The 22,818-nt window shown below is 72.0% G+C and carries 22 protein-coding genes; 6 read left to right on the forward strand and 16 right to left on the reverse strand.

The genetic code is table 11. The annotated features are described in order from the left end of the window. Nucleotides 1-28: 28 nt before the first annotated feature. Nucleotides 29-1,843 carry an alpha/beta fold hydrolase gene (locus DB32_RS35170; RefSeq protein WP_053237034.1) on the reverse strand — a complete coding sequence of 605 codons (1,815 nt, stop codon included), beginning with the start codon at nucleotides 1,841-1,843 and terminating at the stop codon, nucleotides 29-31. Between the two features lie 57 nt (nucleotides 1,844-1,900). Between DB32_RS35170 and DB32_RS35175 the strand changes: the two genes are divergently transcribed. After that, the gene (locus DB32_RS35175) at nucleotides 1,901-2,836 is read left to right on the forward strand and encodes a LysR family transcriptional regulator (protein WP_053237035.1); all 936 of its coding nucleotides are present in this window, start codon (nucleotides 1,901-1,903) and stop codon (nucleotides 2,834-2,836) included. Between the two features lie 32 nt (nucleotides 2,837-2,868). Here DB32_RS35175 and DB32_RS35180 read toward each other — a convergent pair whose 3' ends face one another. The 4 genes from DB32_RS35180 to DB32_RS35195 form a co-directional block, all read right to left on the reverse strand. Beyond that, entirely contained in the window at nucleotides 2,869-4,641 is a 1,773-nt protein-coding gene (locus DB32_RS35180) for a dynamin family protein (protein WP_053237036.1), read from the reverse strand. Continuing rightward, nucleotides 4,638-5,558 (reverse strand): M48 family metallopeptidase, encoded by a 921-nt coding sequence (locus DB32_RS35185; RefSeq protein ID WP_053237037.1) that lies wholly within the window; start codon nucleotides 5,556-5,558, stop codon nucleotides 4,638-4,640. The genes DB32_RS35180 and DB32_RS35185 overlap by 4 nt, the downstream gene beginning before the upstream one ends. A gap of 183 nt (nucleotides 5,559-5,741) precedes the next feature. After that, complete coding sequence (locus tag DB32_RS35190) at nucleotides 5,742-6,401, reverse strand: hypothetical protein (protein WP_053237038.1); 660 nt, start codon at nucleotides 6,399-6,401, stop codon at nucleotides 5,742-5,744. Further along, complete coding sequence (locus DB32_RS35195; RefSeq protein ID WP_157069754.1) at nucleotides 6,398-7,051, reverse strand: hypothetical protein; 654 nt, start codon at nucleotides 7,049-7,051, stop codon at nucleotides 6,398-6,400. Before DB32_RS35195 ends, DB32_RS35190 begins: the two co-directional genes overlap by 4 nt. 123 nt (nucleotides 7,052-7,174) lie before the next feature. On the opposite strand from DB32_RS35195, the gene DB32_RS35200 reads away from it, so the two are divergent. Next, nucleotides 7,175-8,215: a 3-oxoacyl-ACP synthase III family protein gene (locus DB32_RS35200; RefSeq protein ID WP_053237040.1), complete on the forward strand. Its 1,041-nt coding sequence runs from the start codon at nucleotides 7,175-7,177 to the stop codon at nucleotides 8,213-8,215. A 2-nt stretch (nucleotides 8,216-8,217) separates the two neighbouring features. Here the strand turns inward: DB32_RS35200 and DB32_RS35205 are convergent, their stop codons facing one another. From DB32_RS35205 to DB32_RS35230, 6 genes are all read right to left on the reverse strand, one after another. Continuing rightward, on the reverse strand, nucleotides 8,218-8,922 hold the full coding sequence (locus DB32_RS35205; RefSeq protein ID WP_075097702.1) for an expansin EXLX1 family cellulose-binding protein: 705 nt from the start codon (nucleotides 8,920-8,922) through the stop codon (nucleotides 8,218-8,220). Between the two features lie 206 nt (nucleotides 8,923-9,128). Beyond that, nucleotides 9,129-9,788: a methyltransferase domain-containing protein gene (locus tag DB32_RS35210; protein ID WP_053237041.1), complete on the reverse strand. Its 660-nt coding sequence runs from the start codon at nucleotides 9,786-9,788 to the stop codon at nucleotides 9,129-9,131. Next, entirely contained in the window at nucleotides 9,785-10,906 is a 1,122-nt protein-coding gene (locus DB32_RS47505) for a hypothetical protein (RefSeq protein WP_053237042.1), read from the reverse strand. Before DB32_RS47505 ends, DB32_RS35210 begins: the two co-directional genes overlap by 4 nt. A gap of 101 nt (nucleotides 10,907-11,007) precedes the next feature. Beyond that, on the reverse strand, nucleotides 11,008-12,279 hold the full coding sequence (locus DB32_RS35220) for an FHA domain-containing protein (RefSeq protein WP_053237043.1): 1,272 nt from the start codon (nucleotides 12,277-12,279) through the stop codon (nucleotides 11,008-11,010). 182 nt (nucleotides 12,280-12,461) lie between these two features. Then, nucleotides 12,462-13,088: a hypothetical protein gene (locus DB32_RS35225; RefSeq protein WP_053237044.1), complete on the reverse strand. Its 627-nt coding sequence runs from the start codon at nucleotides 13,086-13,088 to the stop codon at nucleotides 12,462-12,464. Between the two features lie 21 nt (nucleotides 13,089-13,109). Then, nucleotides 13,110-14,339 carry a dipeptidase gene (locus DB32_RS35230; RefSeq protein WP_053237045.1) on the reverse strand — a complete coding sequence of 410 codons (1,230 nt, stop codon included), beginning with the start codon at nucleotides 14,337-14,339 and terminating at the stop codon, nucleotides 13,110-13,112. Nucleotides 14,340-14,445: 106 nt separating this feature from the next. On the opposite strand from DB32_RS35230, the gene DB32_RS35235 reads away from it, so the two are divergent. Continuing rightward, on the forward strand, nucleotides 14,446-15,291 hold the full coding sequence (locus DB32_RS35235) for a TrmB family transcriptional regulator (protein ID WP_053237046.1): 846 nt from the start codon (nucleotides 14,446-14,448) through the stop codon (nucleotides 15,289-15,291). Here DB32_RS35235 and DB32_RS35240 read toward each other — a convergent pair whose 3' ends face one another. Genes DB32_RS35240 through DB32_RS35250 form a run of 3 tightly spaced genes read right to left on the reverse strand, consistent with a single transcriptional unit; the run spans nucleotide 15,292 to nucleotide 17,909 of the window. Then, the gene (locus DB32_RS35240; RefSeq protein WP_053237047.1) at nucleotides 15,292-16,104 is read right to left on the reverse strand and encodes an inositol monophosphatase family protein; all 813 of its coding nucleotides are present in this window, start codon (nucleotides 16,102-16,104) and stop codon (nucleotides 15,292-15,294) included. Between the two features lie 32 nt (nucleotides 16,105-16,136). Then, nucleotides 16,137-16,424 carry a hypothetical protein gene (locus tag DB32_RS35245; protein ID WP_157069755.1) on the reverse strand — a complete coding sequence of 96 codons (288 nt, stop codon included), beginning with the start codon at nucleotides 16,422-16,424 and terminating at the stop codon, nucleotides 16,137-16,139. A 45-nt stretch (nucleotides 16,425-16,469) separates the two neighbouring features. Continuing rightward, nucleotides 16,470-17,909, reverse strand: a complete 1,440-nt coding sequence (locus tag DB32_RS35250) for a UDP-N-acetylmuramate--L-alanine ligase (RefSeq protein ID WP_053239064.1) — start codon at nucleotides 17,907-17,909, stop codon at nucleotides 16,470-16,472. Nucleotides 17,910-18,094: 185 nt separating this feature from the next. Between DB32_RS35250 and DB32_RS47510 the strand changes: the two genes are divergently transcribed. Both DB32_RS47510 and DB32_RS35260 read left to right on the forward strand, forming a co-directional pair. Beyond that, a complete protein-coding gene (locus tag DB32_RS47510; RefSeq protein ID WP_157069756.1) occupies nucleotides 18,095-18,322 on the forward strand; it encodes a hypothetical protein in 228 nt (75 codons plus the stop codon). A gap of 408 nt (nucleotides 18,323-18,730) precedes the next feature. Then, nucleotides 18,731-20,497 carry a c-type cytochrome domain-containing protein gene (locus DB32_RS35260; RefSeq protein WP_169791662.1) on the forward strand — a complete coding sequence of 589 codons (1,767 nt, stop codon included), beginning with the start codon at nucleotides 18,731-18,733 and terminating at the stop codon, nucleotides 20,495-20,497. A 150-nt stretch (nucleotides 20,498-20,647) separates the two neighbouring features. Here the strand turns inward: DB32_RS35260 and DB32_RS35265 are convergent, their stop codons facing one another. Beyond that, a complete protein-coding gene (locus DB32_RS35265; RefSeq protein ID WP_053237051.1) occupies nucleotides 20,648-21,148 on the reverse strand; it encodes a cyclic nucleotide-binding domain-containing protein in 501 nt (166 codons plus the stop codon). 69 nt (nucleotides 21,149-21,217) lie between these two features. On the opposite strand from DB32_RS35265, the gene DB32_RS35270 reads away from it, so the two are divergent. Further along, on the forward strand, nucleotides 21,218-22,435 hold the full coding sequence (locus DB32_RS35270) for an MFS transporter (protein WP_053237052.1): 1,218 nt from the start codon (nucleotides 21,218-21,220) through the stop codon (nucleotides 22,433-22,435). On the opposite strand, the gene DB32_RS35275 is transcribed toward DB32_RS35270, so the two are convergent. Then, nucleotides 22,436-22,813: a hypothetical protein gene (locus DB32_RS35275; protein WP_053237053.1), complete on the reverse strand. Its 378-nt coding sequence runs from the start codon at nucleotides 22,811-22,813 to the stop codon at nucleotides 22,436-22,438. Nucleotides 22,814-22,818 lie beyond the last annotated feature (5 nt).

Raw genomic sequence — 22,818 nt, forward strand, 5'->3', positions numbered from 1 at the left:
TCGACGACGGACACTCTGCGTCCTGACGTCACGTCAGGTGCAAGGGCGTCGATGCGAATTCGTCGTCGCGGAGCTGCGCGCTCACCGCCTCGGGGTGCGTGACGTGGAGCACGTGGCCCGCGCCCGCGACGGTCACGATCTCGCACGCGGGGCGCACCTCGAGCGGGTCCTGATCGCCGTGCACGATCGTGACGGGCACGGCGATCGCCTCGAGGAGACGGCGCAGCTCGGCGCGGGCCTCGAGCGTCGAGGCGCCCGCGAGCGCGCGGGCGATGCGCGACGCGACCCCGGGGCGGCGCAGGTGCGCGTGCGCGCTCTCGACCGCGGGATGCACGTCGCCCGCGCCGAGGAAGCGTCGCTGCGCGCGCTCGAGGCTCATGCCGCGGAGAGCACGCGACGTGAGCGCCGCGCACCGCAGCATCGCCGGCGCACGCCGCTGCAGGAACGCGGGCGAGACGAGCACGAGACGCGAGACCCGCTGCGGCCGACGCGCCGCGAAGCGCAGCGCGAGCCCTGCGCCGAGCGAGTGGCCCACCAGCACGATCGGCCGCGCTCGATCCGCGAGCAGCGCGTCGAGCCACGCGACGTCGTCGACGCGCGCAGGCGACGATCGACCGAGGCCCGGCAGGTCGACGCGCGCGCTCGAGCCCGGCGTGAGATCCGCGACGTCGCGCCAGCTCTCGGCGTCCCACGGGAGGCCGTGCAGGAAGAGCGTCTGCGCGGTCTCCGGGCGTCCGACGACGAACGTGCGGCTGCCCGCGACATCGCGGATCGTCGCTGCGCCCGACGGCGCGCACGCGCCGAAGCGCGTCGACGTCAGGTACGTCGCCCATCGTCGCAGCGTCGTGTCGAGATCGGGCATCTCGATCCCGACCGCGCGCGCATGCTCCTCGGCCGAGCGCGTGTCGTAGTCGTCTTCGCTGAGGAACGTGAGCGTCTCGGGATCGACGCCGGTGAGCGAGCGCGGAAGCGCGCGCAGCAGCGCGGGCGCCAGCACGCGCGTCGGCGCGGCGACGCCGAGGTGGTCGCCGATTCGTCGCACGAGCTCGGGGAGCGGCGGCGTGCGCGCGTCGAGCACGCAGAGCTCTCGTCCGATCGTCTCGTCGCGCTCGGGCGCGGTCGCGAGCATCGCCGCGACGTGATCGACCGCGACCACCGGCACGTTGGTGCGTGCGCTCCCGGCGAGCGCAGGGAGCTCACCCGCGACCATCCGTCCGATCATCTCGCCGAGCCCGGTGACCTGGATCGTCTCGCCGGTGCGCGAGTCGCCGATGACCGTCGACGGGCTGACGATCGTCAGGGGGATCCCTTCGCGCGCCGCGAGCGCGCGCACCTCGAGCTGCGACTCGAGCTTCGACGCCTCGTACGCGCCGTGCTCGCGATAGAGCCGCGCGCGATCGTGCGACGAGAGCGGGATCTGCGCCTCGCAGAGCCACGCAGGCATGCGCGTGGCGCGATATCCACCGAGGTGCACGAGGCGCCGCAGCTGCGGGCGCGACGCGGCCCAGCGTGCGACCCGCAGCGTCCCCTCCACGTTCACCGCGCGCGCGCGCACCGGGTCCATGCCGAACTCGAACGCGGCGCCCAAGTGGTAGACGTCGCGCACGCCCTCGAGCGCGATGTCGAGCCCCAGCCCGTCGCGCGTCAGATCGCCGTCGACGCAGCGCAGCAGGCGCGCGTCCCCGCCGTGCGCGTCCACGAACGCGCGCAGCTCCTTCTCGCGCTCCCCCGCGCGGCGCACCAGCGCGACGACGCGCCTTCCTCGTCGCGTCAGCTCGGCGAGCAGCCAGCGCCCGATGAACCCACTCCCGCCGGTCACGAACGTGTCGAATGAATCGTCCATGCGCGCAGCGTGGGCTGGAGCGTGCATGAGCGCTGATTCATAGATCTCATACCAGCCATGAGCGAACCTGCAGAGCTCGGCGCTCTCAACCTGAACCTGCTGCCCATCCTCGCGGCGCTGCTCGAGGAGCGCAGCGTGAGCAAGGCCGCGCGCCGCGCGGGCGTCAGCCAGTCCGCGATGAGCCACTCGCTCGCGAAGCTGCGCGAGCTGCTCGGCGATCCACTGCTGGTCCCCGCCGGGCGCGTGATGACGACCACGCCGCACGGCGCGCGCCTCGCCGCGAAGCTGCCGGCGCTGCTCCGCGATCTGCGCGACGTGGTCACGCCGCCCGCCGCGTTCGATCCGCGCACCGCGGAGCGGACGTTCACGATCGCGACGTTCGACTACTTCGAGATCACGACGCTGCGGCGGATGCTCGTGCACCTCGCGCGCGAGGCGCCGCGCGTGAAGCTGGTCATCGAGCGCTTCGGCGCGGAGACGCCGGCACGGCTGCGCGCGGGGGAGATCGATCTCGCGCTCGGCTCGGCGTCGTCGTCGTTCCCGAGCGCCGGCGTCTCGCGATGCACCGTGCACCACGAGCCCTTCGACGTGATCGCGCGGCGGGAACATCCGCGCATCGGGCGCACGCTCTCGCTCGCGCGCTTCGTCGAGCTCGACCATCTGTTGATCAGCCTCGAGGGGCGCGCGGAGGGCGTCGTCGACCGCGCGCTTCGCGAGCACGGTCTCCGGCGCAACGTCGCGCTGCGCGTGCCGCACTTCTCGTCGGCGCCGCTCCTGGTCGCATCGACCGACCTCGTCTGCACCGTGGCGCGCAGCATCGCCGAGCACGCGCGCGAGGCGTTCGACGTGCGTGTCGTGCGGCCGCCGATCGAGCTCCCGCCGGTCGAGATCGTCGCGTATTGGCCGCGCCTCCACGACGACGACGGTGCGTCGGTGTGGCTGCGCTCGCTGTTCACCGAGCGCGCGCTGCTGCAAACGAAGAAGCCCGGCTGAGCCGGGCTTCTTCTCTCACGCTCGCTCGCGGATCACTCGGCGGGCGGCGAGGCGCCCGAGCCGTTCGCCCAGAGCGACGTGCGCAGCGTCGTCATCTTCGTCTGCACCGAGCTCAGGCGCGCCATCGACATGCCCGTCTGCGACTCGAGCGACGCGATCTCGCCCTCGCCCTTCTGACGCGCCTCGCGCGCGTGGCGAACCACCTCGGCGATGCTGCGCGTGAGCTCCTCGTTCGCGTTCTTCACGAAGTCGACGAGCTTGTCGCCGAACTCGTCGATGCTCTTCTCGAACGCCTCGGCGAGGTCGCTCGACGCCTTGAGCACCGCCTGCGGCGCTTCCTCGGTCGCGCGGCGCTTCAGATCGCGATCGGCGCGCTCGCGGAACACGTACGCGAGCACCGGCGCGGCGAGCGCCATCGCGCCGCCGACGAACACGTTCGAGAGCGCCATCATCGTGATGCCGAACGCGCCGAGCGCGATGACGCCGACGTCGTACGCGAGCGTGTTCACCGTGAGGTCCACGTTGGGCGCGCCGCCGAACGTCTCGGCGATCTTCTCGCCCCGCGCGCGCGCCTCCTCGCTGACGAACGCGATCGCGTCCTCCGCGACCTTCTCGAGGCGCTTCTGGATCTCACCGCCCTGCCGGTCCGCGAACGAGCGGAAGCGCTCCTCCATGAACCCCGGCAGGTAGCGCTTCAGATCCTCGGCGCGGCTCGACTCGATCTCCTGCGGGAGCGCGGCTGCGAAGCGACGCCCGAAGTCGTCGCACTCCTTGCGCACCAGCGCCTTCACGGCGGCGAGCGACTCCCGGATGATCCGCTCGCGGCGCTCGACCGCCTTCTCGCTCGACGCGAGATCGCCCTCGAGCGCAGCGAGGCGACGCTCGAGCTCGTTCTGGTCCATCGCGAGCGCCTGCTTCTGCACCTCGATGCCGCGCTTGAGCGTGTGCGCGGTGCGCAGGCCCTCGTCGAGCGCGTTGTCGAGCAGCACCTTGCCGCGCTCGTCGGCGAGGAAGCGCTGGAGGTCGGCGATGAGCCGGTTGAGCCCTGCGCCCTCGCGATCGCCGCCCAGCGCCTGCTCCGAGCTGATCGCGTAGACGCGCGGCTCGGGGACCAGCTTCGCGAGCTGCGTCCGCGCGTACGCGAGCGCCTGCTCCTTCTCCTCGTCGTCGAGCAGATCGATCTTGTTGATGACGAAGAGCACCTTGTCGCGCGACTGCGCGAGCAGCTTGTTCGAGAGGAAGCTGCGCTCGCTCTCCTTCAGGATCTGACCCGCGTCGAGCAGGAACAGGATCGCGTCGGCGCGCGGCACGTACGAGTACGTGATCTCGGCGCGCGTCGAGTTGAGGTCGTTCACGCCGGGCGTGTCGACGAGCACCACGCCGCCCTCGAGGAGCGACGACGGATAGCTCACCTCGAGATAACGAACGCCCTCGCTCACCGCGTTGCCGCCGACGACGTACTGACCGACCTCGTCGAACGAGACGCCGCGCACGTTGCCGTCCTCCGCGACCGCCTTCGCGCCGCGCACGCCGTGCACGACCTGGTGGATCACCGCGGTCGTCGGCGTGACGCCCATCGGCAGCACCGGCGCGCCGAGCAGCGCGTTCACGAAGGTGGTCTTACCGTGGTTGAACTCGCCGAGGACGACGAGGTGGAATTTCTCCTCTTCGAGCCGCGGGATGCGATCGTCGCGCAGCTTCTTCGCGAGCGAGGCCGCGCCCGCGTCCTCCGCGAGGATCGCGACCTCGCGCAGACAGGAGAGGACGTCCTGACGCTTGCCCTGGTAATCGGTCTGCTCGCTCACTGTGCGCTCCCTCCGGTGCCGCCTGCCTGCGGCTCGTCCTTCCCGACGATCGCGATGATACGGCTGGTGCGCTCGTCGACCTCCTCGATCGAGATCCCTCCGTCCTGGCCCACGTGCTGGCGGTACAGCTGGCTGTCCGCGAACGTGCGCAGCGCCTGGATGCGCTTGGGCAGGAACGGGTGCGTCGCGAAGAACTCGCTGAAGCGGCCGATCGACGTCTGCCCTTCCTCGAGCTGCGCGAGATACGACTCGACGTCCATCTCCTCGTAGAGGCGGCGGCTGCCGATCGCGAGCTTCATGAAGCTCGACACGCCGGCATCGAGATCGCCGCTGCAGAGCAGGCCCGCGCGGTCGCACGTGATCTCGGCGCGGCGATACCACGAGCGCAGCGCGATCAGCGCGGGCTCGATCAGCGGGCCGAGCACCATGCCGAACCCCTGCGTGAGGATCGTGAGCGCGGTGCCGTAGACGACGTGCTTGTTCTGGATGTGACCGGTCTCGTGGCCGATCACGAACTCCAGCTCCTTGTCGTCGAGCGCGTCGACGAGCGCGGAGTGCAGCACGATGAACGACTCCTCGTCGGTGCCGAACGTGAACGCGTTCACCACCGGGCTGTTCACCACGTACATCTGCGGGGTCGGCACGCTCAGCGTCTGCGCGCAGCGCTCGGCGATCTTCTGCAGCCGCACGAACTGGCGCGGGCCGACCTTCACCGCCTGCCCGAGGAGCTGGCCGCGCACCATCTCCTTGCCGGTGCGCACCACCGCGGCGGCCGCGAGCTCGACGGGCCGGATGCGCTGGAAGCTGCGCAGCATCGCGACGTCGGCCGAGTATGCGTAACGCGCGGCGTCGTCCCGACCGAAGGCGCCGCTCTTGCGGGACTCCACGTAGCGATCGAAGCGGAACTCCTCGCTCATGCGCCCTCCCGGAGATCACCGCGCGTGCAGCGCGGTCTCTCGTCTCCGCCATCGTAGGGCCCTGTCAGGGCCACAGCAATTCTGGTGCTCGGTCCAACCACGCGCGCGCGCAGGCTCTTCCCCGTCGCGGTCACGGCGTCCGCGCGAGCACGATCGCTGCGTACGACGGTCGAGGGCTCCGGGTCAGCGCGTCCGCAGCCGGATCCCGCCCCGGCGCACGCCACCGCGCCACGAGGGCGTGTTCGGCGCAGCGCGCGGACGCGTGATCTCCTCGCGCGCATCACGGGTCGCGATCGCCCCGTCGAGCCGGAGCTGACAGTGCATCGCGGGCGATTCGCGCGCAGGCGCGAGCACGGCGGCCGCGGCGAGCGATGCGACGCCCATCGTGATCGTCGCGACCGTCGCCGCGAGGAGCTTGCGGCGCATCTTGCGGCGCACCCCCACGGCACAGTCGGCGGTGAGGATCGTGCCGTCCGCGCGCTGGAAGAACTGCGCGCACAGCGACTCGCCGTGGGCGCGCAGCAGCGCCTCTGCTTCGTCGGCGCGCATCGCGGAGAAGTCGAACACGGTCTTGTCGCACGACGCGCAGTGGCGCGCGCGATCGTCGCCCTCCATGTCCTCCCAGCGTGCATCGCACGGGCTCGCGATCCGGACGCGCGAGAGGAGCGGCAGCGTGCGCTTGCGGGCGCGATCGAGCGTGTCGCTCACGTCGTCGAGCGTGCGCGCGAGCGCGTCGCGGCGCGCCCGTTGCGCGTCGGTCTCGTGCAGCACGTGATCGAGGCGCGCGAGCTCGTCGCGGAGCGCGTCGCGGCGCGCGCGGGCGGCTGCGAGCTCGTCGCTCACAGCGCCTCCTCGCGCACGACCTCGGGCTCGGGCTCGGGACCGACGTTGGTCGCGCGCGGCTCGGGCAACGGCATCGGCGCGATGCTCCCCTGCACGTACACCGGCTCGATCTCCCCGACGACCGCCTCGCTGGTCACGAAGTACGCGCCGCCGGCGAGCGCTCCGAGGCCGGCGACCGCGGTGATGCTCGCCGCGAGCGCCCATCCGCGCCGACGCGCGCGCGCGACGCCGACGCTGCAGTCCGAGGTCATCACCGTTCCGTCCGCGCGACGGTAGAAGCGCACGCACATGCCGCTCGGCGCAGCGCCGTGGGCGCGCAGCAGCGCCTCGGCGTCGTCGCTCGTCATCGCCGAGAGATCGAAGACCGTCTTGTCGCACGACGCGCAGTGACGCGCGCGATCGTCGCCCTTCATCTGGTCCCAGCGCGCAGGGCACGGGCTCGCGACGCGGACGTTCGCGAGCAGCGGGAGCGCGACCTTCGCGCGGGCACGATCGACGTCGCGCTCGGCGCCCTCGAGCCGCTGCGCGAGAGCGTGTCGTTGCGCACGGAGCGCGGCGTCGTGGGCGATCGCTCGATCGATCTCCGCGAGCTCGCGGCGCAGCGCGTCACGCCGCTCTCTCGCTGCATCCGTCGCGTCCCGGTAGGTCATGCAGGGTGCGACCGGACGTTCGGCGAGGACCTTGGGCGCGACGCGCCGCGTCATGGCCGGCGCGAATGGCTTTGCTACGGTGCCGGCCCCTCTCGACGGGACTCAGGAAAGAGGATCGAGCGCATGCCGGGAATCACGATCGTCGGCTCGGGGCGTCACGTGCCGGGACGTCCGATCAAGAACGACGAGCTCGCGCGCGTGATGGACACGAGCGACGAGTGGATCAAGCCGCGCTCGGGCATCGAGCAGCGCCACTACGTCGCGGAGGGTGAAGGCGTCAGCGACCTCGCGGTGGTCGCGGCCGAGAAGGCGATCGAGCGCGCGCGGATCGACAAGCGCGAGATCGACTACGTGATCTTCGCGACGATGACGCCCGAGCACGCGTTCCCGGGATCGGGCGCGCTGCTCGGCGCGAAGCTCGGCATCCCCGGCGTGCCCGCGCTCGACATCCGGCAGCAGTGCGCGGCGATGCCGTTCGGGATGCAGCTCGCGGACGGGCTCGTCGCGTCGGGCGCGGCGAAGACGATCCTCCTCGTGGGCGCGGAGGCGCACGCGGGGTTCATGCCGTACGCGTGGGACGCGCTGCTCGGCGACACGAAGCCGACGCCCGAGGAGTACGAGTTCGCGACGAAGCATCGCGGCATCGCGGTGCTCTTCGGCGACGGCGCGGGCGCGCTCGTGCTGCGCAAGAGCGATCGTCCGGGGCACGGCTTCATCGGCGCGGTGAACCACAGCGACGGGCGCGCGGCGGATCAGATCTGGGTGCCCGGCGGGATGTTCACGCGGCGCCACTACTGGGACGCGAGCATCGACTCGCACATCCCGACCATGAAGGGGAAGGACCTCTTCAAGAGCGCGGTCACGCTGCTGCCGAAGGTCGTGCACGAGGTCTGCGACAAGCACGACGTGAAGCTCGAGGACATCGACTGGTTCGTCGCGCACCAGGCGAACGACCGCATCAACGCGTCGGTGCGTCAGGCGCTGGGGATCGCGCCGGACAAGGTGCCCTCGAACATCGCGCGCTACGGGAACACGTCGGCGGGGACGATCCCGATCCTCGTCGACGAGATGATGCGCGACGGGCGGCTCGAGCCGGGCCAGCTGGTGTGCTTCCTCGCGCTCGGCGCCGGGCTCAACTGGGGCTCGGTCCTGATGCGGATCTGAGCTCACTCGCACGCGGGGAACTGGCTCGCGCCGGGCTGATCCACTTCTTCGCGCAGCTCGATCCCGGTGTCCTCGACGACGCTCCCGTGCACGTCGATCGCGCGGAGCGTGTACGGGCCCTCGCCGAAGCCGCTCTCCTCGACGAAGAAGTTGTAGTCGACGCGCGGGACGTCGACCCAGTCGCCCTCGGCGGTGAGGCGCTCGACGCGCGCGATGCGATGTCGATGCGCGCGCACCTGCACCGCGGTCCACCACGGGTTCGAGCCCTCCTTCATGCGCCACGCGATCGGGCCGCCCACGTCGCAGGGCACCTCGCGCCACGTGATCGGCACGCGTCCCAGCTCGCGCGCCGCGATGCGATCGAAGGCCTGCGGTGAGAGGTCGAGATCGCCGCGCGCGCACTCGGGGCAGAGATCGACGATGCGCACCGTGACCTCGCCCGACGGGCCCACGACGTGCGCGCACATCCCGCATACGCTCGAGCCCGCGAACTGCGGTGCGTTCATCGCGGCGACGAGGAGCTCGCCGCCGCCGGTCTGCGCGTCGAAGCTGCACGCGCCCGCCCCCGTCGCGTCGTAGTACGTGCCCTCCCCGCGCTGCTCGTCGAACGTGATGCACTCACCGGGCACGTGCGGGACGCCGTCGTCCCCTCCGCACGCGATCACGAAGGACGAGAGCACGAGGAGGAGCTGCGCACGACGTGTCATCCACGCGCATCGTGCCTCGATCCGTGTCGCCGCCGCCAACCCAGTGCCCAGTCGAGGTGAGCCTCGCCTCGGGCACTGGGTTCGCCGTTCCCTTTCGGAGGGCGCGTGCGGCGCGCGCTTCCCCATCGGGCAAAGCCCGCCGAGCCTCCCTCCCGCCCGAAACCCGAACACCACAGCGTCGAGGATCGACACAAGTGGTCTTCGGGTTAGAGCACCCACGCCGCGAACGCGAGCTCGGAGAGCGCGTCGTCGTGGTCGCGCATCCACGCGATGCGCGCGTTCGCCCACTCGGCGGCGGGGTCGTGAGGAAACGCTTCGAGGTGCGACGAGACCGCGCGCGCCCACGCGTCCTCGTACGCGCGCAACCGGTCGGGGCCGAGCAGCACGTGCGGTGCGCCCACGGCGAGCGACTCGAGGGGAGGTGCGCCGAACGTCGCTTCTGCGCGCGCGCCGAGCGCGACCAGATCGCCGATCAGCACTCGATGCGCGCGCTGCGACAACGCGCGCGCGGCGGTCTCGAGCCCGGAGAGCGCATGGCTCGCGCCGAGACAGATCGCGAGCGCGACCGGGCCCTCCAGGCGCTCGAGGTAGGTCGCTGCGTCGGCGAGCACGAGCTCGACGTGCTCGCGACCTCGCGCTCGGCGGCGCGCTTCCTCGAGATAGACGTCGGAGCGATCGACGAGCGTGAGGTGCGCACCCGAAGTGCGGAGCGCGGCGTCGCCGCGTCCCGCGCCGAGATCGAGCACGCGCTCACCCGGCGCGACGGGCGCGCGCTCGAGGAGCGCGTCGAGCTCCGCGAGAGCGAGCGGATTGCAGAGCGGCATCGCCGCGTGCGCGACGAGCGAGAGCCGATCGCGATCGCTCATTCGCGCTCCAGCGCGGCACCGCCGCCGACGTGGATCGCCCAGAGCTCGCTGTCCGCGCTGCCGAACCCGAGATCGCCGCCGAGGGCGAGCGTCGCGCGCAGCGTCGCGAACGCGGGCCCGAGCGCGACGCGCACCCAGGGCTCGAGCGCGGGCTGGAAGCGCTCGTTCGCGCCGCCGAGGCCCCACGCCGCGATCGATCCGCGCAGCCCGGCACGCAGCAGCTCGGGCACGACCGAGAACGCGACCTCGCCCGCGAGCTGCAGCACCGCCTCGACGTCTCCCGCACCACCGAGCACCGGCAGCGTGAAGCCACCCGCGGCGTCGACCGCGCCCGCGACGAGATCGCCGCCGAACGCGATGCGCGCCGGCAGGAAGAACGCGATGCGCTCGGGGAGGAAGCGCCACGGATCGCGTCCGCCGTACATGCCGAGCATCGCGTCGTGGACGATCTCCGACGCGTCGCGCTGCGCGGCGCTCGCCGCGTCGGTCGGCGCCTGCGCGAGCGCCGCGACCGGGAGCGCGAAGCCGAGCCCGACGCGCAGCGCGATCGACTCCCAGCGCGGCGCCCACGAGAACGTGAGCGTCGGGTTCCCGGGCTCGACGCGCTCGACGTCGCCCTGGTAGGGCTCGGGCTCGTCGTCGCCGCCGTCGAACTCGCCGCGCACGCTCGTGACGCCGTACGCGAGGGCCCACGTCGCGCTCAGATCGAGCTCGTCGGTGAGCGCGAGGCGGAGCCCCATCGACGGCGCGATCGCGAACGTGTCGGCGCCCCGCACGCGCCCTGCGAAGAACGCGAACGACGCGGACGCGAGCAGCGGCTCGACGCGACCGTCCGCCGCGTCACCCCAGCGCTGATCGAGCAGCCGCGTGCCGCGCACGACCGGAGGTCGATCCTCGAAGAGCGGCTCCGGCTGCGGCGGCGGCCGGCTCAGCGACGCGCCGCCACCGAGGCTCAGCGGCTCCTGGGGCGCGGGCACGACCGGCTCGGGCGCCGGATCGGGTGGCGTCGCTTCGCCGACCGTGGGCTCTTCGACGACGGTCTCGTCGGGCACGGCGTCCTGCGCGACGGCGGACGACGCGAGCGCGAGCACGAACGAGACGACGACGATCGCGCGCATGAGGCGTGCGAAGCTAGCTCAGCGCGACCCGCAGATCACGGCGCGCGACGCGATCCGCGTGCGAGCGACCCCACGGCCGCACGGTCATCACGACCGCCGGCTCACTCCGGCGCCGCGCTCGCGCGCACTTCCTCGGGCACCACGCCGATCGCTCCGTCGCCCGCCGCCGGCGCGAGCGTCTCGGTGTGTCCGTCGGGATGGATCGCGACCGCCCAGCGCTCGCGGCCGTAGTGCCCGCCGGGCGCGCGCGCGTTCCAGTCGAGGTTGAGCCACACCGGGCACGCGCCGTCGCTGCGATAGTGGATGTCGCCGAGCTCCACGCGCTCGGGCGCATCCGGGCTCCGGTAGAACGCGGCGAGACGGCGCGCGACGTCCTCCGCCGACGCGTCGACGCAGACCTCGGCGTACGCGTGCCCGCCGCCGTCCCCGTCGACCATCACCATGCGCGCCTGACCGCCGATCGCCTGCAGCATCGCGATCATCACGGTCGCGAAGTCGTCGCAGTCGCCCGCGAGACCGTTCTCGATCGTCTCGCTCGCGGTCGCGAAGTACTCGCCGCCGCGCGGATCGCTCACGTAGCGCCACTCGCGACGCACGTGCGACCACACGCGCGCGACCTGCTCGACGTGGAAGGGCCCGCCCGCGCTCGCCGCGATCCGCACCGCGAGGTTGCGCGTGCGTGGATGCCCCGCGTCGATCGACGCCGCGACGAGCGGCGCGACGCGCGCGCGGATCGAGGCCTCCTCCGGGCTCGACGCGGCGGTCGGCGTCGGCTCGTTCACGAGCCCGAGCCACGCGCCGAGGCGCGACCACGCGTGCTCGGCGCGCGCCGGCGACGCCGCGACCATGATCCCCGCGAGCACCAACGTCAGCACCGCGCCCGCGCCGACCAACGCGGCGCGCACGCGCGGCGGATCTCCGCGATCTTCGCCCAGCACGAGGTGCGCGCCGCACGCCGAGCACACGAGCTCCCCGCGATCGAACCCCGGCGGAAGGAGGCCGCGCGTGCCGCACGCGCCACACACGAAGCGGCGCCCCCAGAGCGGTCGGCCTCGCAGCGTGCTGCTGCGAAGCGTCGTACGGCGCGGCCCGGCGCGCAGGAACGCACGCATCTTCTCGGCAGCCCACGGCAGCGGGACCCGCCCCAGCACGACCTCCTCGCCGGGGCGGATGCGCGTCGCCGACACCATGCGGCCGTCGACGAACGTCCCGTTCGCGCTCCCGAGATCGTCGATGGCGATGCGATCGCCGTCCCAGCGCAGGCGCGCGTGGTGCGCCGAGACGGTGGGGTCGTCGATCACCACGTCGCAGTCGCGCGCGCGACCGACGACGATCACTCGCAGGACGAGAGCGATGGCACCGGCGCGATCCATCGGGGGCACCGATGCCCGAAGCACGAGGGGTGCCGCGCGCCGTACACGCCCGCCGCGCCCGTCGGGGGCGAGGCCGCGGCGCGTCACCCGTTTCCGGATCCTCCGGCGCTCCCCCGGAAAAATCCGAGATCCGCGCGACCACACCGCCTGGGGCGCGCGGGTCGCTCACGCTCCGCGCCGCCTCACTTCTTCGGCGGCTGCATCAGCATCATGCCGAGCGCCATGGCGCGAGATGCATCGCCGGTGAGGCGCAGGCGCCCGATCACCTGCTGCGGCGTGAGGTCGCCCTCCCGCATGTCCTCGATGTCGTCGTAGCTGATCGCCGCGGTGAACTGCGGCTTGGCGGGCGGCGTGTCGGTGCCGATGCCGATCCGGATCACCACGTCGTCGTCGCGATCCGGAACGTCCTTCAGGATCACGTGGAACTCGAGCTTCTGGCCGTCGAGGATCTTCTCGGCGCGCGCCGAGAACATCCGCGCGAAGCGCTTCGGAGCGTGCGGGTCGTCCATGCGGCCGCTCGCGGTGAGCAGGCCGAGCGCCTCGCGCGCGACCTCGCCCTCGAGCTCGATCGCGCCGCGGACCGGCACGCCCTCGGGCTTGGCGTCGTGCACCGTGAGCGCGCCGTTGTCGACGCGGAGCCACGACTCGCCCTCGCCCTTCACGACGATGCGCAGCGCGGCGCGCGCGGCGAGCACGTCGTCGAGGTCGGCCTTCGCGTTCGGGCCGGTCGCGGCCTTCAGCGCGTCGATGCCTTTGGCGAAGTGGGCGGGGATCTCGTTCTTGAGGAAGGCGAGGGGCTCGGTGGTCATGAGGGCCGCGAATATACCCGTTCAGTCCGTCTGCGCCGAGAGCACGCGGAGCACGTTCTCGCCCGCGATCGCCGCGACCGGCAGCTCGCGCGACGTCAGCTCCTCGACGAGGCGCGGCAGGTCCGCGACGTCCTGCATGCCCTCGGGGAGCTCGGAGATCCCGTCGAAGTCGGAGCCGAGGCACGCCGCGCCCTCGCCGCCGATCGCGACGACGTGCGCGAGGTGATCGGCGAGCACGCGCACCGCGGGCGGGCGCAGCGCGGGATCGATGCGCGCCGCGATCGCGTTGCGCTCGGTCGCGGTCTGCCACGAGCGACCGCGCAGGTGCGCGAACTCGGCGTGGTGATCGTGCTCGAGCGCACGACGGCGCGCGCCGTAGTCGGCGTCGAGGAAGTGCGCGTAGAAGTTCACGCACACCGCGCCGCCGCCCGCGGCGATGCGCCGGATCAGCTCGTCGGGCACGTTGCGCGGGTGCTCGGAGAGCGCGCGGGTCGCGGAGTGCGAGGCGATCACCGGGCGCGTCGTGACGTCGAGCACGTCGTGCGCGGTGCGATCGCTGACGTGGCTGACGTCGACGATCACGCCGAGGCGGTTCATCTCGCGCACCAGACGTCGCCCGAGCGGCGTGAGGCCGCGCGACGCGTGCCCGCCGGTCGACGCGTGGCCGAAGCGATTGTCGCCGGTCCAGGTGACCGTGACGTAGCGGACGCCGAGCGCGTGGAGCTGGCCGAGCCGCGCGATCAGCGTGTCGTCGTCGGCGTCACCGAGGGCGTGCGCGCCCTCGAGGCCCATGAGCAGCGCGATGCGGCCCGCGGCGTGCGCGGCGCGCACCTCGTCGGCGGTCGTGCAGAGCGCGGCATCGTTCGGATGCGCCGCGGCGAAGTCGCGCACCGTGCGCACGAGGGCGAGCGCGCGCGCCCATCCGTCTTCGCCCTCGTAGCGCCGAGGGTCGACCCAGATCGACAAGAAGATCGCGGAGAGCCCGCCCTCGCGCATGCGCGGGAGATCGACGTGTCCGTCGGGCAGACGGGCCGAGAGGTCGTCGCCCATGTCGAGCATGCGCTGCGTCGTGTCGGCGTGGGTGTCGATCGCGAGCAAGCGCGGCGGCGCGCTCGGCGCCTCGGCGATCACCGGAGTTTCCGGGAAATTCTCGAGAATCGGCGCGGACTCGATCGGCGGCAGCGCGCTCGGCTCGGCCGCCGATCCGCACCCCACGCAGAGCCCCAGCACCCACGCGACGAGCACCCGCATCGTCCCCTCGACCTCGCGCGTCGAACGGCGCGCAGGCCCATCGTACTTCCCGTTCGTGCGGATGAGCGATTGACGGGAGGGCCGCCATGGCGACACTAGCGGCCCGATGGCCGAGCCGGACGTCGTCGATGCGCTGACCGCGCTGGGGTTCAGCCTCAACGAAGGGCGCGCCTATGCGGCGCTGCTGCGTTGGGGGCCGCAGACGGGCTACGAGGTCGGTCAGCGCGCGCAGGTGCCACGCAGCGCGGTGTACGGCGCGCTCCGGCGCCTGGTCGCGGTCGGCGCGGCGCGTTCGATCGCGGGCACGCCCGAGCGCTTCGTCGCGGCGCCGCCCGAGACGTTGCTCGCCCTGTTGCGGAAGCGCTTCGACGGTCAGGCGGAAGCGCTCGAGGGCGCGATCGCCGGGCTCGACGTCTCGCTCGAGGTGCCCGACGCGTTCAGCGTGCGCGGCTACGAGCGCGTGATGGAAGAGGCGGAGCGCCTGGTGCGCACCGCGGAGACGAACCTGCTGATCACCGGCTGGCCGCGCGAGCTGACGATGCTCGTCGGCGCGCTGGGCGAGAGCGCGCGTCGTGGGGTCGCGATCGTGATCTTCTCGCACTCGGCGCTCTCGCCGGAGATCCCGGGCACGCACTTCAGCTACGGGCTCGAGGAGCGCGCGCTCGAGGACTTCTGGAAGCACCGCCTCGTGGTGGTGAGCGACGATCGGCGCACGCTGATCGGCGCGACCGAGCGCGCGCCGAGCGACAACGCGGTGATCAGCGAGACCGCGGCGATCGCGGAGATCGCGACGAGCCAGATCGCGCTCGACGTCACGCTGCTCGCGCAGCGCCACCACTGGGACACGCGCGCGACGATGGCCGCGATGCTCGGCGATCGCGTGGGCCGGCTCGACACGCTGCTGGGCCGCGGCGAGAAGGCCGAGCTCGGCGTGCGCCACGATCCGCGCTGATCAGAGCTCGGCGCGCGCGGCGAGCACCTCGCGGCGCAGCACCTCGTGCACGCGGCCGTTCGTGCACACGACGCGGTTCTTCGGGCGCAGCGTGATCGGCGCGCCTTCGTAGTCCGTGAGCGTCGCGCCCGCCGCCTTCGCGATCGCCGCGCCGGCGCAGAGATCCCAAGGCGCGAGCTTCTGCTCCCAGTAGCCGTCGTAGGTTCCGTCGGCGACCAGCACGAGATCCATCGCCGCCGAGCCGAGGCGGCGGATGCCCTGCACCTGCGGGATGATGCGCGCGCTCTCGCGCACGTTGTTGTCGGGATCGATCGCGCGGTCGTACGGGAAGCCGGTCGCGATGATCGAGCTCGCGAGCGTGTCGTTCTCCGAGACGCGGCACTGCTCGAGGACGCCACCGACGCTGCGGAACGCGCCGACGCCCTCGGCGCCCCACCACGTGATCCCGATCGCCGGCGCGTGCACCACACCCGCGATCGGCGCGCCGTGGTGTGCGAGCCCGATCGACACCGAGAACACGAAGTGCCCGTGCGCGAAGTTCGTCGTGCCGTCGAGCGGGTCGACGTACCACGCGAGCCCGCTCGCGATCTCGCCGCCCGCCTCTTCCGCGACGATCGTGATCCCGGGGAAAGCAGCGCGAAGCCGCGCGGTGATCAGCGCCTCGCTCGCGAGGTCGTGCTCGGTCACCAGATCGATCGCGCTCTTCTTCTCCACGCGCCCGCCGCGCCGCCACGCGCGCGCGAGGAGCTGTCCCGCGTCGATCGCGATCGCGCGCGCTTCGTCGATCAGTCGCTCGAGCTCGGAGGTCGTCATGGCGCGCGAATCTGTCTTCTCGTGCGCCCCGGTCAAATCAGACCGAAGCCGCGCAGCACGAGCTGCAGCGAGCCGATCGTGAGCAGCGCGATCGTCGCGACGATGCGCGGCGTGCGCAGGGCGGGCGGCGTGCGCTTGAGCAGCGACACCGTGAACGCGCCCGCGACCAGCGCGACGAACCCGCCCGCGATCGCCACCCAGTCGGGCACTCCGCCCGGCCGATAGCTGAAGAAAAACGGGAAGATGGCGCCCACCGCACCGATCCAGTCGGCGGTGTGGGGGAACGCGGGCGCCATCGCGCCGCTCTCGGCATCGTCCATCACGACGACCTCCGAGAGCGTCACATCGTCCCGGGCTCGCGCGATTCAGCGCTGGCCAGAGCTGCTCGGCAGCGCGAGCGCGGCGAGCAGTCGATCGTGCAGCCCGCCGAAGTCGCCGTTCGACATGAGCAGCACCGTGTCGCCCTCGCGCGCGCGCGAGGTGATCGTCGTGATCACCTCGTCGAGATCACGCGGCGCGATCGCGTCGCCGCCGTGCGCGCGGATCGCGCTCGCGATCTGCGCGACGTCGAGGCGCTCCGCCTCGGGCACGTTCGATCGACCGAGCGGCGCGAGCACCGCGAGGTCGGCGTCGTGGAACGCGTCCTCGTACGCGCGCTGGTGCATCGCGCGGCACGCCGTCGCGCTGCGCGGCTCGAACGCGGCGATCAGCGCGCCCTCGGGATGACGCGCGCGGATCGCGGCGAGCGTCTCTCTCACGGCGGTCGGGTGGTGCGCGAAGTCGTCGTAGACGCGCACGCCGCGCGCTTCTCCGATCAGCTCCTGACGACGCCGCACGCCCGAGAAGCGACGCAGGCACGCGAGCACGTCCTGCACCGGGATCGTGCCCTCGCTCGTCTCGCAGATGAGCGCGATCGTCGCGACCGCGTTGCGAACGTTGTGCGCGCCGGGCAGCGGCGAGAGCACGGGCCCGCACGACGTACCGCCGACGAAGAGATCGAAGGGCTGCATCCCGCCCTGCGCCGCGATCGGCGCGGCGAGCCACGTCGGATCGATCCCGCCGGTGTCGTCGCCGCTCGACGCGTACCAGACGACGCGACAGCGCGCGCGCGACGCGACGGCGCGTACCTCGGGATCCCCGGCGAACGCGACGAGCGTTCCGCTCTCCGGGATGCGCTCGACGAAGCCCTCGAACGCCGCGCGATAGCTCGACGCGTCGGGATAGATGTCGACGTGATCGTGCTCGATCGACGTGAGGATCGCGGCGTGCGGCTTGTATCGCCACATCTTCGGCGTCTTCTCGAAGAACGCGCTGTCGTACTCGTCGCCTTCGATGACGAACGGGGCGCGCGCGCCGCCGACGCGGAAGCTCTCGCCGAAGTCGCGCGGGATGCCGCCGACGAGCATGCCGGGATCGCGACCGAGCCCGTGCAGCAGGTACGCGAGCAGCGCGGTCGTCGTCGTCTTGCCGTGGGTGCCCGCGACGACCCAGCCCGGACGCTCGGCGAGGAAGAGCGTCTCGATCGCGCCGGGCATCGACGTGTACGCGAGGCCTCCGTCGATCGCGGCGCGCGCCTCGGGGTTGTCCTTGCGGCACACGTTGCCGACGACGACGAGGTCGGGTCGATCCGCGAGGTTCGCGGGATCCCATCCGCGGCGCGTCTCGATCCCCCAGCGCGCGAGGGCCTCGCCCATCGGCGGATAGAACGCGGTGTCGCTCCCGCTCACGCGATGTCCCGCCTGCTGCAGCAAGCCCGCGAGCGCGCCCATGCCGGTGCCGGCGACGCCGATGAGGTGCACGTGCATCGCGCAGCGATACCACGACACGCGCGGAGGATCGCAGTGCGCGACACGCGACGGAGCGATCACGCGCTGCGCGCGCGGAGAGAGATCGCGCACGCATTCCGCGCGTGCGTTGATCACTGCGAGCCAGTCCGCGTCCCTAGACGCCCGTCCAGAACACGCCGCATCGGGAAGGCGAGGAGGAGCGCATGTCGAAGTCCATGCGCGCGTCGGTGCTCTGCGCCGTCGCGCTCGGAAGAGCGATCGCATCGTGTCGCGCGCGAGCAGCTGCGGGCAGCGCGGAGGTCGTGCCGATCCGCGCGAGCGATCGATCGAGGTCGCGCGCGACGCGATTGCGTGAGGTCGATCCGCTCGCGCGCGCATCGCGTCGCGCGAGCTCGATGCGCGTGCGCGACGATCCCGACGAAGCAGCGTGATCGATCGCGTGACCCGACATCGCACGACGTCGACACTCTGAGTCGACGACGCGGGGTCGCGCGTCCTCGGCAGCCTCCTCCACCACTGCCATCTCGACTCGATCGTTCGCGCACGAGCGTTCGAGTCGACGACTCCGATGCTCGTTTTGGGGTGCGATGTCTCCATCGGAGCCCCGAGCGTCGAGAACGGATCAAGCGCCGCTCTCCCGAGCCTCCGAACGCGCGTTTTCGCTGGGAATTGCGCGAATTCTCACGAGGCACGCACGTTGCTGAACGGGGCGAGCGGAGGCTGCTCTCATGTCGAATCTCGCGAAGGGTGTCGCGAGCCCGGACTCACCGGCGCTCGCGGACGGATGGAATTCCTCGTGCTCGAGCGAGCGCTCCGGGCGACGCCCGAGCGCGCGTTTCGTGGCCGTCGCTGCAGTCGTGCTGCTCACCGGTTGTCCGGGCGCAGTCATCGACGGGCCCGCGACTCCGCGTGGCGGATCGGATGGCGGGACCACGACTCCGCCCCCGTGGGATGGCGGCGGCGCGCCCCCGCCCGACGAGACGTGCGAGGAGTCGACGCTCGAGACGCAGGAGCTCTTCTCCGCGATGTGCTCGCGCTGCCACGGCGAGGTCGGCTCGGGCGGTCTCGCGAACATCGACGACGTCGCCTCGCTCGTGCGCACGGGCCGCATCATCCCGGGCAACCCGGAGAATTCGCCGATCTTCCGACGCGTCTCCACGGGCTCGATGCCGCCCTCCGGCGCGACGCCGCGCCCGACCGACGCGCAGGTCGGATCGCTCGAGGCGTGGATCCGCTGCGGCGCGCCGCCGTTCGACGTCACGCCGACGCCGACGCCCGCCGAGCAGCTGGCGGTCGACGACGTGCTCGACATGATCGCCGACGATCTGCGCCGCTTCGACAACCGCGCGGAGCGCCTGTCGAAGCGCTACATCATCCTCGCGCACCGCGTGAACGCCGGCGCGAGCTCGGCGGAGCTCAGCCAGCTCCGCGACTCGGTCGACGTGCTCGTGAACCACCTCTCGCAGGGCACGCGCGTGGTCTCGCCGCAGCCGATCGACACCGCGCGCACCGTGCTGCGCATCGACATCGAGGACTACGGCTGGGACGCGGCGACCTGGGATCTGATCGTCGAGAACTACCCGTACTTCGTCCAGTACGACGATCGCTCGATCGAGTTCCCGTTCGACTCGTCGGCGCAGGAGTTCATCCAGGAAGAGACCGCGGAGCAGATCCCGTTCATCTTCGCCGACTGGTTCGTCTCGAACGCGTCGCAGCCGCCGCTCTACTACGAGGTGCTCGACCTGCCGGGCACCGCGCAGGAGCTCTTCGCGCAGCTCGGCGTGAACTACGCGCAGGACGAGGCCGAGGGTGACTTCACGCGCGCCGGCTTCGCGGTCTCGGGCGTCTCGGTGTCGAACCGCATCATCCAGCGCAATCGCCAGCCCGGCGGCGGCTACGTGTGGTCGAGCTTCGACTTCCTGAGCAGCGCGGGCGCCGGCAACATCTTCCAGAACCCGGTGGACTTCGAGGAGGACGGCGGCGAGATCATCTTCTCGCTCCCGAACCAGCTCCAGGGCTACTACATCTCGAACGCGGCGGGCGTCCGCCAGAACGCGGCGCCGCAGGCCGTGGTGAGCGACCCGCGCACGCCGGACCGCTCGGTCATCGCGGGTCTGTCGTGCATGGGATGCCACGACTCGGCCGGCCTCATCCCGCGCGACGACGAGATCCGCGCGCACGTCATCGCGACGAGCCCGGCGGGCGCGCAGCGTGACCTCGTGCTCGCCACCCACCCGCCGAACGATCAGCTCATGGAGATCTTCGACGCGGACAGCGATGCGTACCGCGCGGCGCGTGCTCGCATCGGTCTCGACGGCCGCTCGCAGCCGGTGCCGGACACCGCCATCGCGTACCTCGAGGTCGACCGCGGCCTCCGCGACCTCGCGGCGCTCGTGTGGCTCGATCCGGACCGCGTGCGCGACGCGATCATCACCGACATCAACCTGAGCAACGCGTTCCGTGCGCTCGTCACGACCAGCAGCGGCCGCGTGGCGCGTGAGGAGCTCGAGGATCAGTTCGACGACATCGTGTGCTCGATCGGCGTGGGCCGCCCGGTGTGCACCGAGGTGACGGAGTCGTCGCCCTGCGGTTGCGTGAACCCCTGACGCGAGCGCGATGATCTGAACGAGGGCGAGGCCGGAGACGGCCTCGCCCTCTTCGTTTTTTTTCGGGGACGGACGGCCGACCACGTCGCGCTTCGCCGGCGGGCGGCGCTGTCACGGTCATCGTGGGCGTGGTCGGTCGCTCGGCGCGATCTACGAGCCGAGGATCTTCTCGATCGTGTCGCGCGCGCGCGCCTCGACGAGCGTCGCGAGCAGCGCGCGGACCTTCGGGTGCTCCGCGAGCAGGCGCTCGATGCGATGACGCGCGAAGGTGACCGTCGTGACCGGCGAGATCGCGGTGACCGTCGCGGTGCGCGGTCCGCCCGAGAGCACCGAGACCTCGCCGACGCACGCACCGCGGCCGAGCTCCGCGAGCTGCAGCGTGCCGGTCGGCGTGCGCGTCTCCACGCGGACGGTGCCTTCCATGACGACGTACATCGTGTCGCCGGGGTCGCCCTCGCGGAGGATCACGTCGCCCTCGTCGAAGCGCATCACGAAGCCGCTCGCGAGCAGGTGCTGTCGCCCTGCGTCGTCGAGCGACTTGAAGAGATGGCTCCGCAGGACGATCGCCTCCATGTCGCGCTCGAGCGCATCCTGCTCCGCACGATCGAGGAGGCGGCCACCGCTCGGGATGCTCGAGGGACGACGATCCACCACGCGGCGCGAGCCTACCAGCTTCCGCGCCCGCGATGGGACGCCCGCCTCGTGATAGACCGCGCTCGCGTGCGCTCTCCGCTGCTGCTCCTCGCGTGCCTCTACGTCGTGCAGGGCCTGCCCTACGGCTTCCAGGCGTCGGCGCTGAGCGCGTACCTGCGGAGCGAGGGCGTGTCGCTCTCGGCGATCGGCTTCGCGGGCGCGCTCGCGGCGCCGTGGATGCTCAAGGTGCTCTGGGCGCCGCTCGTCGACCGCTACGGCTCGGCGCGCTTCGGGCGACGGCGATCGTGGATCGTTCCGATGCAGGCGCTCCTCGCGATGGCGTGCCTCGTCGCTGCGGTGTTCCCGCCCGAGCGCGCGCTCGGCGCGCTGCTCGCGACCGTCTTCGCGATGAACCTCTTCGCGGCGACGATGGACGTCGCGGTCGACGGCCTCGCGGTCGACGTGCTGCGCGAGCGCGAGCTCGGCCACGGCAACGCGGTGCAGGTCGTCGGGTTCAAGGCGGGCATGCTGATCGGCGGCGGCTTGCTGCTCTGGGCGAGCCGGTGGATCGGATGGCAGGGCCACTTCGTCGCGATGGCGGCGCTCGTGGTGCTCGCGCTCGTGCTCACGCTGCTCACGCCGGAGCCCGGCGCGCGCCGTGCGCCCGGAGACGACGCGAAAGAGAGTACGCCCGCGCACACGTCGATGCGGCAGGTGCTCGGCACGCTGCACCGCGCGGTGTCGCGCGCTGGGGCCGGATGGCTCCTCGTGCTCGTCGCGACCTACAAGCTGGGCGAGTCGCTGATCGATCCGATGTTCTCGCCGTTCCTCGTCGATCGCGGCTTCGCGCGCGAGGACCTCGGGCTCTGGCTCGGCACCTGGGGCATGGCGGCGTCGATCGCGGGCTCGGTCGCGGGCGGATGGCTCGCGACGCACGTCGAGATCACACGCGCGCTGCGGGTCGCGGGCGCGCTTCGCGCGGTGCCGCTGGCGATCGTCGTCGCGCTCGCGACGCTGAGCACGTTCGGCGCGCCGGTCGTGATCGCGACGACGATCGCCGAGCACTTCTTCGGCGGGATGCTCACGACGACGATGTTCGCGTTCATGATGTCGCGCGTCGATCGTGAGGTGGGCGCGAGCCACTTCACGCTGCTCGCGACGGTCGAGGTGCTCGGCAAGTCGCCGCTCTCGCTCGCGTCGGGCTGGCTCGCCGAGCGCGCGGGCTACGTCGGGATCTTCGGCGTCGGGCTCGCGATCTCGGTGGTGTGGGCCGCGATGGTCGGTGCCGTCGCGAAGAAAGCGTGATCAGCGGCGGGTCGCGCAGGGACGCTCGCTCGCGGCGAGCGCGCTCGCCTCGGCCTCTTCGAGGTCGGTGGGCACGTCGCGTCCCTGCGCGACGAGCGCATCGCGGAGCTCGCCGAGCGCGACGCCGAGACAAGGCGCGGCGGTCTCGTAGGCGAGCGAGCCGCTCGAACCCCAGACCTCGATGCCCTCTTCGCTGCGCTCGAGCCACACGCGCGAGCGCTCCAGCGGCGCACGGAGCGGCTCCTCTCCACCGCTCGTGCCCTCGACCTGCATCAGCGCCGCGCGCGCGCTCTGCACGGTGGCGTCGGCGCCGACGCGGCGCGCGTCGGGCCCACACGCCGCGAGCGAGAGAAGGACGATCACCAGCACGCGCTTCATGCGAT

The sequence above is a fragment of the Sandaracinus amylolyticus genome (assembly GCF_000737325.1).
In the GTDB taxonomy this organism is placed as follows: Bacteria; Myxococcota_A; Polyangia; order Polyangiales; family Sandaracinaceae; genus Sandaracinus; species Sandaracinus amylolyticus.